Consider the following 14,391-nt stretch of genomic DNA (forward strand, 5'->3'; position numbering starts at 1 on the left):
CTCTCGGCGCAGCCTAAGCGAGCTTCGGAGCAAACTCTACCGGCAACGGACGCCACCGGATAGTGATAATCCCCAATTCTCCCCACCACAGTTCCCGGTAAGAAACGAGTCCCGGAATACCTTTTGGCCGTGCAAGGTTCTGCAGGTCCGGCGTTTCCGAACTGGCCGAAAGGGCGGATCCGCCGATCGGTGGGCAGAACCTCAGCCCGGGTTCGATGGTGACGTGCCGGCGTTCGAAACAGTGTTATCGTGACGTGGTCGCCACCGTTTGGGCCATAAGGTTCAGTTGTTGATGGGAGGCACTCAGAGGCATGCCACGCACAAGAGCGACGGCCAAGAGCTCGACGGCGAAGACAAATGGCAAGACCGGAAATGGCGGTGACCTGGGGTTCGAAGCGACACTTTGGGCGGCGGCGGATACCCTCCGCGGTTCGATGGATGCGTCCGAGTACAAACACCCCGTTCTCGGCCTGATCTTTCTCAAGTATATTTCCGACGCATTTGAAGAACTGCACGGCCAACTCGCCGACGACCGGGAGTCGGATCCCGAAGACCGCGACGAGTACATGGCGCGCAATGTCTTCTGGGTGCCGCCGGCGGCGCGATGGTCGCAGATTGCGGCGCAGGCTAAGTCACCACGGATCGGCGAGATCGTCGACAAGGCGATGATTGCGATTGAACATGAGAACCAGCGACTGCGCGGCGTCTTGCCGAAGGAATACGCAAAGCCGTCTCTCGGCTCGACGCGCCTAGGTCAGCTCGTCGACCTCGTGAACGGCATTGGCTTGGGGGATGCTGAGGCGCGCAAGCACGACGTTATTGGGCGTGTGTACGAATACTTCCTCGGGCGATTCGCTAACGCGGAAGGGAAGGCCGGCGGCGAGTTTTACACACCGCGTTCTGTCGTTCGACTCTTGGTCGAGATGATTGAGCCATATAAAGGACGCGTCTTCGACCCGTGCGCTGGTTCTGGTGGCATGTTTGTGCAGTCGGAAGAGTTCGTGCTGGCGCACGGTGGGAAGATCGGCGATGTATCGATCTACGGCCAAGAATCGAATCATACGACGTGGCGCCTGGCAATGATGAACCTCGCGATTCGCGGGATCGAGGCTGACATCACCTGGAACGAAGGCGGCTCGTTCCTTCAGGATGCCTATCCGGATCTAAAGGCTGACTTCATCTTGGCCAATCCGCCTTTCAACGACAGTGAATGGGGCGGCGTCGGTTTGCGCAATGACCCGCGCTGGCGCTACGGCATCCCGCCTGCCGGGAACTCGAACTACGCTTGGATTCAGCATTTCGTCTATCATTTGACGCCGACCGGCGTCGCCGCATTCGTGATGGCGAACGGCTCAATGTCCTCGAACCAAGGTGGCGAGGGTGAGATCCGTAGGAATATGATTGAGTCGGAAAACGGCGGCCTCATCGACTGTTTGATTGCGCTACCGGGCCAGCTCTTCTACACGACCCAGATTCCAGTTTGCGTATGGATCCTTGCGCGCAACCGCCGAAACCACAAGTTCCGGGACCGCGGTGACGAGATTCTGTTTATTGACGCCCGCAAGATGGGTGAAATGACGGATCGGACGCACCGTGCCCTTCGGAACGAGGATGTCGCGAAGATCGCCCAGGCCTACCACGCTTGGCGCGGGAAGGCCGGTGGTTACGAGGATGTTCCGGGTCTCTGCAAAGCAGCATCCCTCGACGAGATTCGCAAACACGGTCACGTGCTCACGCCGGGCCGCTACATTGGAACCGAGGAGCTCGAAGGCGATGCGGAGCCATTTGCTGATAAGATGCGGCGACTGACGTCCCTTCTTCGTGAGCAACGGACCGAAGGCGAGCGGCTTGACGACTCTATTATCGCCGCACTCGGGAACATCGGTTTTGACTGAGCAACGAGTTGCGTTTGAAGAGCTAGTCGCCAATCAAATCTTGCAAATTGGCGACGGTTATCGCGCAAAAAATAGCGAACTTAACGGCAATGGTTTGCCATTCATGCGCGCGGCGCTCGTTCAGGATTCGGGAATTAATTTGGCTGGTGCCGAAAGGTTCTCGAGTAAACGCACGGCGGCCCTATTGCCTAAGTGCTCACGGCCAGACGACGTCGTAATCACGACTAAGGGAAATAGTACTGGAAGAACAGCGGTAATTCGACCTGGCGATCCGCCAGCCGTGTACTCTCCGCACCTTTCGTTTTGGCGCGTCCTCGACCGGCGAGTCATCGATCCCGGATTCCTTCGTCAATGGGCCCGCTCAACCCAATGCCAAGAGCAGGTTCGCGCGATGATGTCGTCAACCGACATGGCGCCATATCTAAGTCTCCGCGATCAGCTTAAGCTTTGCATCGCACTCCCGCCTCTGTCGCGGCAACGTGCAAGCGCCGCGCTTCTAGGCGCTCTCGATGACAAGATCGACTTGAACCGCAAGATGAGCGCGACACTCGAGTCAGTAGCGCTGGCGTTGTTCAAGTCGTGGTTCGTTGACTTCGATCCCGTTCTCGCAAAAAGCGAAGGCGGCGACCCTGGCCTTCCGATAGAGATCGCCGCGATCTTCCCCGATTCGTTCGAGGAGTCGGAGTTAGGAAGAATTCCGAAAGGCTGGAGCGCGGCGCCCTTATCAGAGATTCTGGAAGAGAGTATCGAACGAATTGGGAACCAGGCTGCCCCGGAATATTCCTCTACGAATGAGGGTCTTCAGCTAAGATCGGTCCGGTTTAAGAAGACACTTTCCCGATCGGCGACTAGAAACAAACTGATTCGGCGAGGCTACTTCGTTTTCGGCCTGAGTCGAAAGGTGCTAAATTTTGGCATAATGCGCGATGAACTCGGTAGCGTAAGCCCGGCCTACAAGGTCTTCCGCGTCGTCAACCCCTCCGTTCCACCCGCTATGCTTGAAAGACTTATGCGGGCGAGCCCCAGTTATTACTATCGTGCGATCTCTGCGAGCTCGCGAGAGGGTCAGGCGGTCTCAACGCAAGCACTCGGAGTGCTTAAGATAGTGCAGCCGCCGCAGGCCATCCAAGATTGGTTCTTTAGCATCGAAATGGCCTTAGCGCAGCGCATGAAAGCAGCAGAAAGAGAATCACATACTCTGTCCTCGATCCGAAACGCGCTTTTGCCAAAGCTAATCTCTTGTGAGATCTGTGAAGCAGATGCGGAGCGCGTTGTGGAGCGGTCCACTTAGATGGCAGGGTACCTCGACGAAGATGCGATCGAGCAATACGCGATCGACCTCTTCAAGGGCGTCGGCTATGCCTATCAACATGGCTCGATTATTGCACCCGGCGGCGCCGCCGAGGAACGCGCATCGTTCAAAGATGTAGTACTTGTTGGGCGATTGCGCACCGCACTGCGCCGCTTGAATCCGGCGATTCCGGTTTCTGCGCTCGATGAGGCGCTGCGCAAGCTTATAGTCCACGAGACGACTGATCTCGTGCTCAACAATCAGCGTTTCCACAAGTTCATGATCGAAGGTGTGGGTGTCGAGTATAGTGATGGCGCGGGTGGTGTTCGCTATGCTAAAGCACGGATCATCGACTTCGAGAAACCCGACGGGAACGACTGGCTCGCAGTCAATCAATTCACCGTCAAAGAGGATGCTGGTGAACGCCGCCCTGACCTGCTGGTCTTTATTAACGGTCTGCCGGTCGCGCTTTTCGAGTTCAAGAACCCGATGGATGAGAAAGCCACAATTCTCAGTGCCTTTCGTCAGACACAGACCTACAAGCGCGATTTACCCGGCCTGCTCGCGTACAACGAGCTATTGATTGTCGCGGACGGAACGCAGGCGAAGGTGGGTTCACTCACGGCGGATTGGGAGCGCTTTAGCACGTGGAAACGTGAAGACGGTGCCAAAGTTCCAGTTGAGATCGAACCGCTCGTCAACGAAGTCTTCCAGAAACGGCGGCTGCTCGATATCCTGCGACACTTCATCCTGTACGAAGCAACGATGCCGCCGAACAAGATCCTAGCTGCCTATCACCAGTATTATGCCGTAAACAAAGCGGTCGAGCGGACCATCACGGCCACTGCTGACGGTGGCGATCGCCGAATTGGCGTGTTTTGGCATACGCAGGGCAGCGGCAAGAGTCTCTCAATGACTTTCTACGCCTCGAAGGTCGCCCAGCAGCCACAGCTTGCCAATCCCACACTGGTGGTTCTGACCGACCGCAACGATCTCGATGATCAACTATTTGGTCAGTTCATGCGCTGTACAGAGTTCTTGCGCCAAGCGCCCGAACAAGCCGAAGGGCGCGAGGATCTGCGCAGGGCTCTTACGGTCGCCTCTGGGCACATCGTTTTCACCACGATTCAGAAGTTTTTTCCAGAAGGTGACGGCAGCCGCCATCCGGCGGTTACGGATCGTCGAAACGTCATCGTGATCGCGGATGAAGCGCATCGTAGCCAGTATGGATTCGAAGGGAAGGTGGATGAGGAGTCCGGCCAAACAGTCTACGGATTCGCTCGACACCTGCGCGACGCATTGCCGAAAGCGTCATTCATTGGCTTCACAGGAACCCCAGTCGAGCTGTCCGACCGCAATACGCGCAGTGTCTTTGGGGATTATATCGACGTGTATGATGTCCGTCGCGCCGTAGAGGACGGCGCCACGGTGCCGATATACTATGAGGCTCGCATCGTCAAAGTCGAGCTCGATCCTGTGAAGGTCTCGTACCTCGACGAAGAGTTCGAGGAGATTACCGAGGGGCAAGAGGACGACGAGAAACGCCGCAGCGCGAGCCGCTGGTCACAGATAGAAGCGCTTGTCGGAACGGACGCCCGCATTGACGAAATCGCCCGTGACCTTGTCGAACACTTTGAGCAGCGACAGAAGGGCTTCGAGTTCGAGGGCAAAGCGATGATCGTCTGTATGAGCAGGCGCATTTGTGCGCGGCTCTACCAGGCGATCGTCGCGCGACGACCTAAGTGGCACGACGATGCCGACGAGCGGGGAACGATTAAGGTCGTCATCACGGGAAGCGCGGCGGACGATCTGCTCTTGCAGCCACACATCCGCAACAAACCGCGACGCCGCACGATCGAGAAGCGTTTCAAACACGCGAGCGATTCGCTCAAACTCGTGATCGTGCGCGACATGTGGCTGACCGGCTTCGATGTGCCTTCACTGCACACAATGTACGTCGACAAGTCGATGAAAGGGCATAGCCTTGTCCAAGCGATCGCGCGCGTGAATCGGGTGTTCAAGACTAAGGCTGGCGGTCTAGTCGTCGACTATTTTGGCATCGCCGACGACCTCAAGCGGGCGTTGGCGACCTACATCGACTCAGGTGGTACAGGCAATCCGGTGTTGGACGAGCGCGACGCCGTCGCAGTGTTGCAGCGCGATTACGAAGTCGTGCGCGGTATGTTCCACGGTTTTCCTTACCAGGCATATATCGACGCCGATACCGCACAGAAGATGCTCGGACTGACGAATGGTGCAGACCACATACTCGGTCTGGACGACGGGAAGAAACGGTATCTTCGAGCGTGCGCCAGCCTTGCGAAGGCATTTTCGCTAGCTTCGACCGCAGACTACGCTCGAGGGATCGCGGACGAGGTCGCGTTCTTCAAGGGTGTGCGATCGACGATCGTTAAGATCACGCCGCTTAGCGGACAAAGCCTTGAGGAGATTGACCTCGCTTTGCAGCAGCTCGTCTCTGAGGCAGTCGGTTCACGTGGGATCGTCGACGTCCTTGAGCAGGCCGGGGTCAAGCGGCCAGACATCGCGGTGTTCTCCGACGACTTTCTGGCGGAACTCGCCGGTATAGAGCAGCGTAACCTCGCACGCGAAATGCTTGAGCGGCTTTTACGCGACGAGATTAAGGTTCGGTCGAAGCAGAACGCTGTTCAGGCGCGTAGGTTTTCAGACATGCTTTCTGAGGCAATTGCCAAGTATGAGAACCGATCAGTCACTACGATGCAGCTGATTGAGCATCTCATCGCGTTTGCGAAAGAATTGAGAGACGAGCCAAAGCGCGCTGACGCAATGGGGCTCTCAGATGACGAGCTGTCATTCTACGATGCCCTGGCCCAAAGTAAGAACGCGTTAGAGGTCCTTGGGGACACTCGACTACGCGCGATCGCGCGCGACCTTGTTAAGAGCGTCCGTGAAAGCGCCACCATCGATTGGAATCTCCGAGAAAGCGTTCGCGCCGGTATCCGATTGAAGATCAAGAAGTTGCTCCGCAAGCACGGCTACCCGCCAGACGCCACCGAAGAGGCCACAGAACAGGTGCTAGAACAGGCAGAGTTGCTCTGCCAAGTCGCTGCCTAAAATCAATAGCTTGTCCACTAGCGCGACAATCGGACCCACATTAAAGTAATACCGCAGCTCTTCACCGACGATAACCATCACTTCTCGCGACTTACGAAGCGGGAAACCTGAAAAACTAGCGGGGTTTCCCGTGCACACTAGCGTGTCAAATGCTATACTAAAGGTATAGTCCAAAACAAATTCACAACCTCGGGGGTTGGTTTTGACAACCAGCTATTTTTCCATTGCGGGAACGAGCCCCGGCGCCATCTCGATCGCAAGATTCGGACCAAGATGGATGCGTTTCACGGGTGGCAGCTACAAACCGCTCTGTCCGTCGATCGCAATGTTGAAAATGGATAGCGGCACCTTTGACGCTGCATATGCAGCCCAGTTCGCCTTGCTCGATCCGCGCCAGACGCACGATGATCTGGTGACGCTGGCCGCTGGCTACGAGCCAATTCTATTGTGCTAAGAGAAGCATCGAGAGGATTGCCACCGCCTTTACGTTGCGAGGTGGTTCGAGTCGGCGCTCGGCGTCGACGTCGCGGAGTTCAAGCCGTGAACACAGCACTTGCTCTGATTGACAACCCCGAGCGGAACGCGCTTGTTCACCTCGGGGATCTTCGCCGGCGTGCGGAAAGCTTCGCGGAGTCCTCGGTCGCCGAATCTACTATGCGCGCGTACGCGGCCGACCTGTCGCACTTGGGTCTACGCTCGTGAGCGTTGCCTGTCTCGATGGGGTTCACTCGCTTGGGCTCATTTACCAGAAAGCGGCGAGGCAGGCCAACATAGCCCGGGACGACTGAGACTTTCGAACTATCAAAAAAGGCGATTGCGTTCTCACTGGTATAAATGCTAGGAGAAGGCGCGGGCAAGGGCGGAAGGAAGGCACCACGTCGAACCCGTGACTCGCGATCGAATTCCATCAAAACGGTGCCGAGTTGTGGGACGTCGATGCGGCGCCTGACTAGTTCTTACCTTGTTGCACTTAATAGGCCTGCTTCAATGACATACTGGTTTGCGGCTTGGATGGACGAGCGCGGTATTTCGAGCCACGACGAATTTCAGGCCGCGTTCGACGGGAAAACGACCGTAGAGCAGTTACGCGCCGCCGCGCAACAATCGAGCCCGGTCGCAGAGTTTGGCCAGGCCCCAGATGCGAAGGCTCGACGTTCGACGTGGCTCTCGGCCGGTAAAGGAATTGACTTGACCGGTACCCTCGGTTGCTACCATTACGAGTGCCTGCGCAAAGAGGCTGATGAGTTGCTGGGCAAGTCATGGCACTATTTCGACGGCGTGGTCTTGCCAGATGTCGCGCATAGCCTAATCGAGGGCGCGCATCATGACCAAGACGGGTTGGAGGAGCGTCTTGCTTCCACTGCAGATACAATTTTCTATTTACGTGCGACTTCGGCCATGAGCCTCGTGCGCTTCGAATCTCGACTTCCGGCTTGTAGACAGCATTGGCGTGATCATGCGAAAGAGGCGCGAATAGATCAATCGATTGCTAATGTCAAAAATGTAATTACGACGCTGGCGCGGGAGGCAAGGATCGAGTTTCGTGCCGAAAACATTTCCGGGCACGCTCATTTAGAATTTGCCCTGCACCACCGCTTCTTCGAACACGTTGTTGCCGGGCACCTTTGCGCCGAGGCAGATGGTTGTCCTATACCAGTTAGCGAGTCCGAACAGAGGAGGGCGGCTGCAAAAAGTGTTGTAATACGGTTTATCGCAAATCTTAGTGCAGATGCGCTATCTGCGCGAAAGAGTGACCTCCCTCTTGGTGCGGCGATTCGATTCTACGGACAACTCTTGAAGAATCCGGTACAAAACCGTATCGAGGACGTTGCGTTTGCGCTCGAGCTCCCCGTTTTAAGTGATGTCCCGCTGCGCGATCTGGTCGAATTCAGGATGTCAAATCAGGATTTGTTCCAGCGGTTCCAAAGCGCTATTAGAAAGGCAGCGCGCGAACGGATTAATAGCGCTGGCTCCAACAATCCGAGCAAAATCGCACAGGAAATCCTTGAGGATGTTATCGATGTGGAAGTCCGAGCGATCGGTGATAGGATGGATTCTTATGTCCGTAAGCGGGACAACGCACTCGCACTTGGTGCTGGAGTAACCTTGGCGGGTCTGACGCTTGGGCTTCTAACGCCCGTGGCTGGATTGCTGGCCCCTGTTGGCGTTGGATTGGGTGCTAAGGCGGTTAAGGACTTCAACGATGCAAAAGAGGATGTCTCCCTATCGGATATGTATTTTCTCTGGAAGGCGGCGGAGCACTTTCACTAAGAGTGCGCATAATGCAGTTATGAGCTCACAAGCTTTGCCGGCAGGCTACAGCCAATCGATAAAATGCACTGTCAGTCGGCCGCCATCAACATTCTATGGACCTGCGGATGCAGATGATGAGACTTGAAGTAAGCCCTAGGTGCGAAGTGAGCGTACTCCGTACCGTGCTAGAATTCTTTTTATGAGATCCTCGCATCGATCTACAGCGGCCGGTGGGTTGCTGATCCAGGACTCATCGCCAAATCCGAGCGTCCAGCGTATAACCTCATCAACATCATCCACAATGAGTGCTATGGTTACGGTCCCATCGGCGTTCTTCCGCACCTGTTGCGCGTGTTGCCATTTTCGTGAAGTCATCGCCGGGGCCATGTCCTCTGAGAAGGTCACTTCTACCGTCTGTGGTTCGCCGTCGCCCTTGAAGAAGCCGATAGTATCGCCGGATGTGTATTTAGTCGGAGGTGCGGTGCGCGTATACGTGCCTACGCGCTTGATTGAACCCTCGATAACGTCCATCGAGAACTGTCGCCAGCCGTCGCGGCCCTTGTCGATGTCGCGCCCTACGAGATAATAGCGCCCCGATCGCACCACCGCTGCTGCAGGTTCGATTCGCCGCACCTGGCCACGGTAGCGAAACTCAACGCGCGCACTGCTTCGCCACGCCGCTTCGAGGTCGCGGTAAATCTTGCCGACCGCTGTTCCGTCTACGAGCTGCGGCTGTACGACGTGAAGAAACGGCGTTTCATCGCCATCCGCGCCGACCGCGCCGGCGAGTTCGTTCACCGGATCGCCAAATGCCTTAAACAGCTCGGCCATTAGTGCGCGTACGCGCTTCTCGCCTTCGAGAATGCCCGGCGGAGACGCCTTGAACTCCGACAATTCGCAGATATCGCCGTGCTCCCGCTCGGTGATGCGAAATCCCGCGGTCTCTCCGATGTTGCGTAACTCTTGCAGGTCGCGCAAAATGGTGCGCTCTGATGCGCCGTAGGTCGCCTCGCAGCCCTTCAGCGAGATCTTTCGATTGCGCACCAAATCCAGCAAGATGCCGATCTTGCGCGCCACTGCCGGCGTCGGACTGCCCGACTTCCGCGGTCTTCCTAAACGCTGCGCCATGGCGTAGGTTTAGAATTCCGTCAAGGAAACCATTCCCGCGCCATCGCGTTCGCCGATCGCAAAGCCCTCGACCTTGCCGATCTCGCGCAGCTCTTGCAGATCGCGCAGCACCGTTCGCTCCGACACGGCAAACGCATCGCGCAGCAGCCGCAGCGACACCCGTCGCCGGCGGACGAGCTGCACGAGGACCGAGATCTTGCGCCGCATAGCGGGGGCCGGGAGGCCCGGCGCGCGCGGCTTTCCCATCGTACTCATATTGACGTCGATCATCGCGCCGTCTCGTGCCACACGTATGGCACGACGCTCTGGTTGACTAGAGCCCTAAGGAGATCGACGCTCATGCTACAGACGCTCGAACGCATTCCCGCCCGGCCGCCTCCTCCTGGTTGGGCGGCCGTTGCCCGACGGCACGCAGGTGCTCGTACCGCAGGTGCTGCTTCCGCGCACGTGCCGGCGGCTCGACGGCGTGACCAAGGTCGCCTACGCCACGCGCGCCGAGGCCAAGGCCGCCAAGACCAAGCACCACACGGTCTATCGCTGTCCGCACTGCGGCGCGTTCCATCTCGCTACCAAACTCCGGCACGTTGCCTAAGGGAGGATAGACGCATGACGATCACTTGTCCGAAATGCAAAACGGAGTTTCCGCTGACCGAACGCGCGCTGGCCGGTCAAATCGAAGGCGAAGTCGCCAAGCGTGTTGCCGCGCAGCGTAAACGACTGGCTGACGAGGCTGCGCACGACGCGCAGATCGCGGCTGCCGCGGCGATCGAGGAGAAGGATCGCACGCTCAAAGCGTTGCGCACCTCAGTTGGTGACTACCGCGATAAGCTTGCCGCCGCGCAGGCCGACCAACTCGAGCTCGAGCGCTCGCGCAATGCGTTAGCGCAGAAGCTCAGCGAAGCCGATCTCGAGGTCGAGCAGCGCGTGCGCGGACGCGTCGACGGCGAGACCTTGAGAATGAAGGAAAGAATCAAGGAGCAGTACGAGCTGCAGGTGCACGATCGCGATCTGAAGCTCGGTCAGGCGCGCACGCAGATCGAGGACCTGCAGCGCCGGCTCGCGCAGGGCTCGCAGCAGCTGCAGGGCGAGAGCCAAGAGATCAGCATCGAGCAGGAGCTTCGCGCGGCCTTTCCCACCGACACGTTCACGCCGATCGCGAAGGGGGAATGCGGCGCCGATCTGCTGCAGACGGTGGTCGCACCGGGCGGACAAGTGTGCGGCACGATCCTGTGGGAATCCAAGCGCACCAAGAACTGGAACGCGGCGTGGCTCGAAAAACTGCGCGCCGATCAGCGCGAGAGCAAAGCCGACGTCAGCGTGCTGGTGAGTCAAGCGGTCCCGGCCGACGTGACGAGCTTCAAAAACGTCGACGACGTGTGGGTGACGCGCCGGCCCCTAATCGTGCCGATCGCGTCGATGTTGCGCTCGGCGCTCGTGCGCGTCGCGTTCGTCCGCGCGACGTCGCAAGGGCGGCAGACGAAGGCCGACATGGTCTACGACTACCTCATGGGCGCCGACTTCAGGCACCGGGTGATGCCGGTGCTCGAATCGCTCGCGTATATGCGCACCGACCTCAACGCCAAACGCGCGCGCATCGAACGCGAGCTGGCCAAGGAAGAGCAGCGCATCACGATCGCGCAGGTCAGCGTGCAGCGCCTACTCGGCGACATTCAGGGTATCGCGGGCATCACGATCGAGGAGCTCGACGAGCTGCCGATGCCGGCGCTGGTCGCGGCGGGCTAGCCGTGTTCGGGGTACTGCTCCGTCTTTCGCATAACCTACCGTTGCTCGGGTTTGTGCTGTCGAGCGAAGATCCGCCGTCGATCGACGACGAAGACGATGACTTGTACGAGAGTGAGGATTCCGACTTCGACGAGTACGGTGCTGGCGATTTCCGATGACTAAGAAAAGCGAGGTTAGCCGGCATGGGGTCGGGGTTTGAATCCATCACCGGTAGCCACATAGCAGCGCTTTGGTGGATTCGTCGGCTCGCCGGGGAGCCACTCGATGCGAAAGATGCTGCCGCGCGCGTCGCACGTGACCATGAGCTCGCCGTTGACGAGGAACCGGACTTTGAAGACGGGGTCACTGACGACGGGTGAGTGGGTCGTGTTGAACGAGCGGCAGTTTTCCGTGCCGCAGCTGCAGACGTCGGCGACCTCGACGTGCGGGAGCGACCGTAACATGCCGTCGCGCATCGCCGGCGTCAGCGCGTCGGCCCCAGGGCTCACGTAGTCGCCGCTCAGACAGCGCTTGAGCAGTCCGTAGAGGCGGAGGTCGTGTTCGTAGATTTTCACGTATGCGATTGTCGCGGCTCGGAGTGCCAACCGTCTGGCGCGAGCGTTGGCTTCAATGAACATATGGAAGACCCGTTCATTCTCGAAGCGCGCAAGCATAAGGCCGAGGCCGATCGCAACGGCCGGATTGCGTTGCAGGCATTCATTGCGATGGTCGCCTCCTTCATCATCTACAGTTGGCACATCGAAAGCGACGGCTGGTGGTGGCTGTTCTGGTGGGCGTCGGTGCTGTTCGCCATGCGCACGTGGTTTGCGCTTCAGGAGCGCTGGATCCGTCGGAAATCTGCACGAATCGCGATGTCGTTTTACGAATACTCGAAGCGGTAGCATAACGCCCAGAGGTTGCGGGCGACTATTCCTCGGTCGCTAGCGTCCAGACCCGCTTCAGCGGGATATCCGCCTTCACGTCCTCAGGAAGATTTTCGTAGCAGGTTGTTAGAGCTTCGATGAGATCTGCATCGTTCCACAGTCGAATACGAAAATAGTCGTACTGCGTTTCACCCGGAATCGATGAGCGAAAGCCACCAAAAGAAACGAGGAGGCCGTTGTCGGCCTTAAACTTGCCAAGAATGCCGTCAAGTTCACGAAAGACCTTGACGTCTATTGGTATATCGCCGGACTTGACTTGAACGCAGAGCCGCGGAGAATCTAATCCGTGCGGCCCCCGGCCGGCTAGGATGTCGACTCCACGATCGGCGCCAGGTGGTGACCTGTGAGTTTTGTACCCTTGCGCGATGAGGACGGCTTCTACGAGCCTTGCCAGTCCATGGCCGGCAAATTTGGTGCGTATATGTCGTCGGATCGAGTCAAGGCCGAACTCTTCGATGTCGAGCGTTTCCGACTCGGGTTGCTGGCCATCTTCCTTTGTCGTCGAATCCGCACCCTGCGGCGTGCCGGACCCTGCAACCCTGCTCATCATGGCGCGAAACCGCTGCTCCGCATCGTTACGGGATATTCTTGCAACCGTCATCGTGGAGCCCAGAGAGAACAGCAGATCCTGATCAATTTGCGCCCTGGGTACCTCGCGCGCCCAGTTCACGGCGTGCGTGTGCTCGGTTCCAGGCGGAAAGCTAGGTTCATATTTATATGGGCCCGTCACGTTTCCGAATTGAACTGCTGGACGGCTCTTGAGCGGCATCGCGATAACGTCGCCTATCGCGATTTCCTTTGCGAAACGCCAGCACTGCCCCGTCCAGTTCGCTAGCGTGCCGGCCGATTCGGCGGAGTAGTGCTCGGAGAAAGACCGGCGCATCTCATCTCGATCGCGGAACGTTCCCAGATCCGGCATTTCGGTCCAGCCAATCGTCGCGACATTGCGTTCGAGAGCCAATGCCTCGCGTTCACCGTTACGGCCAGCCCGGACGAGCCAAATAGCCATGCGTTCCTCCCAGTCGTCTTTAATCCGGGTTTCGCCCGCATACTATCTCTTCGCCTCCGCAGTCATCAAACGGGTGGCTGCACGCACGAGGGCGCCACTCGTCGGGTGCGAATGTCCGGTCGGTACTGGATGGCACAACAGATGGTTCCGGCTCGATTCTACGTTGGCGTGACCGACGAACAGTGGTTCCGTTTCTTGCAGAACGAGCCGCCGCTTGATGAGATCAACTTCTGGAGTCCCAGCGGCCGGATCATTCGGGCCGAGCGCGGCACACCGTTTCTCCTCAAGCTCAAAGCGCCCAGGAACGTCATCGGCGGGGTTGGATTCGTATCGCTCGCGGAACGAATGTCGATTCGCGACGCGTGGGAGTTCTTTAAGACCAAGAACGGTGCGCCATCGCTCGAGGAACTCAGGCGGCGGATTGCAGCCAATCGCGCCCAAGAGTCGGCAAGCGTCGACGATGAGGTCGGCTGCATCATCTTGTCCCAGCCGACGTTTTTCGCAAGTCCCATACCTCAGCCTGAAGGTTGGCCTCCGAACCTGCAGGCCGGCAAGTACTATTCGTCGGCGGAACCGGTCGCGCGGCGGGTTTGGCACGACGTTTCGATCGCGCTGAGCGCGCAGCCGGCTGTGCCCGCAAGTGCGTTTGGCGGCTATGGGCAGCCCGTTTTGCAACAAGTGCGGCTGGGCCAGGGGGCCTTTCGAAAGCTGGTGCTCGATGCGTACGAGCGGCGCTGTGCAGTAAGCGGAGAGCACACGGTTCCAGTTCTTCAGGCGAGCCATATTCGGCCGTTTGCCGACGTTGCGCAGCACGAGATCGCCAACGGGCTCGCGTTGCGCTCGGATATTCACACGCTCTTCGATCAAGGGTACGTTACGATAACGCCGGACTACCGGTTCGTCGTGAGCGACCGTCTCCGTGAGGATTTCGACAACGGCCAGGTCTACTACGACTACGCCAAACAGCGGCCGACAATCTTCCTTCCCAGCGATCGGGAAAACTATCCGAGCCGCGAACATCTGGAGTGGCACGGCTTGGAGCGGTTCAAAAAGTAA

Annotated in this window: 13 protein-coding genes; 9 read left to right on the forward strand and 4 right to left on the reverse strand. The window is 58.2% G+C overall.

From position 1 onward, the window contains the following. The first annotated feature begins 311 nt into the window (after positions 1-311). The 5 genes from VGG89_07555 to VGG89_07575 all read left to right on the forward strand — a co-directional run bounded on the left by VGG89_07555 (position 312) and on the right by VGG89_07575 (position 8,550). Positions 312-1,895 (forward strand): class I SAM-dependent DNA methyltransferase, encoded by a 1,584-nt coding sequence (locus VGG89_07555; GenBank protein ID HEY1976382.1) that lies wholly within the window; start codon positions 312-314, stop codon positions 1,893-1,895. Then, positions 1,849-3,186 carry a hypothetical protein gene (locus tag VGG89_07560; GenBank protein ID HEY1976383.1) on the forward strand — a complete coding sequence of 446 codons (1,338 nt, stop codon included), beginning with the start codon at positions 1,849-1,851 and terminating at the stop codon, positions 3,184-3,186. The genes VGG89_07555 and VGG89_07560 overlap by 47 nt, the downstream gene beginning before the upstream one ends. Next, positions 3,187-6,279 (forward strand): type I restriction endonuclease subunit R, encoded by a 3,093-nt coding sequence (locus VGG89_07565; protein ID HEY1976384.1) that lies wholly within the window; start codon positions 3,187-3,189, stop codon positions 6,277-6,279. A 277-nt stretch (positions 6,280-6,556) separates the two neighbouring features. Next, entirely contained in the window at positions 6,557-6,733 is a 177-nt protein-coding gene (locus tag VGG89_07570) for a hypothetical protein (GenBank protein HEY1976385.1), read from the forward strand. A gap of 533 nt (positions 6,734-7,266) precedes the next feature. Next, positions 7,267-8,550 carry a hypothetical protein gene (locus tag VGG89_07575; GenBank protein HEY1976386.1) on the forward strand — a complete coding sequence of 428 codons (1,284 nt, stop codon included), beginning with the start codon at positions 7,267-7,269 and terminating at the stop codon, positions 8,548-8,550. Between the two features lie 135 nt (positions 8,551-8,685). Here VGG89_07575 and VGG89_07580 read toward each other — a convergent pair whose 3' ends face one another. After that, positions 8,686-9,609, reverse strand: a complete 924-nt coding sequence (locus VGG89_07580; GenBank protein ID HEY1976387.1) for a WYL domain-containing protein — start codon at positions 9,607-9,609, stop codon at positions 8,686-8,688. Positions 9,610-9,669: 60 nt separating this feature from the next. Continuing rightward, entirely contained in the window at positions 9,670-9,930 is a 261-nt protein-coding gene (locus tag VGG89_07585; protein ID HEY1976388.1) for an HTH domain-containing protein, read from the reverse strand. 127 nt (positions 9,931-10,057) lie between these two features. Between VGG89_07585 and VGG89_07590 the strand changes: the two genes are divergently transcribed. Beyond that, positions 10,058-10,252, forward strand: coding sequence for a hypothetical protein (locus VGG89_07590; protein HEY1976389.1), 195 nt, complete (start codon positions 10,058-10,060; stop codon positions 10,250-10,252). Positions 10,253-10,266: 14 nt separating this feature from the next. Next, positions 10,267-11,403 (forward strand): DUF2130 domain-containing protein, encoded by a 1,137-nt coding sequence (locus VGG89_07595; GenBank protein ID HEY1976390.1) that lies wholly within the window; start codon positions 10,267-10,269, stop codon positions 11,401-11,403. Between the two features lie 173 nt (positions 11,404-11,576). On the opposite strand, the gene VGG89_07600 is transcribed toward VGG89_07595, so the two are convergent. Continuing rightward, positions 11,577-11,957 carry a hypothetical protein gene (locus VGG89_07600; GenBank protein HEY1976391.1) on the reverse strand — a complete coding sequence of 127 codons (381 nt, stop codon included), beginning with the start codon at positions 11,955-11,957 and terminating at the stop codon, positions 11,577-11,579. 63 nt (positions 11,958-12,020) lie between these two features. Between VGG89_07600 and VGG89_07605 the strand changes: the two genes are divergently transcribed. After that, entirely contained in the window at positions 12,021-12,284 is a 264-nt protein-coding gene (locus VGG89_07605) for a hypothetical protein (GenBank protein ID HEY1976392.1), read from the forward strand. A gap of 25 nt (positions 12,285-12,309) precedes the next feature. Here the strand turns inward: VGG89_07605 and VGG89_07610 are convergent, their stop codons facing one another. After that, the gene (locus tag VGG89_07610; protein ID HEY1976393.1) at positions 12,310-13,335 is read right to left on the reverse strand and encodes a restriction endonuclease; all 1,026 of its coding nucleotides are present in this window, start codon (positions 13,333-13,335) and stop codon (positions 12,310-12,312) included. A 129-nt stretch (positions 13,336-13,464) separates the two neighbouring features. Between VGG89_07610 and VGG89_07615 the strand changes: the two genes are divergently transcribed. Further along, entirely contained in the window at positions 13,465-14,391 is a 927-nt protein-coding gene (locus tag VGG89_07615) for an HNH endonuclease (protein HEY1976394.1), read from the forward strand.

Source organism: Candidatus Baltobacteraceae bacterium (assembly GCA_036488875.1).
In the GTDB taxonomy this organism is placed as follows: domain Bacteria; phylum Vulcanimicrobiota; class Vulcanimicrobiia; order Vulcanimicrobiales; family Vulcanimicrobiaceae; genus JAFAHZ01.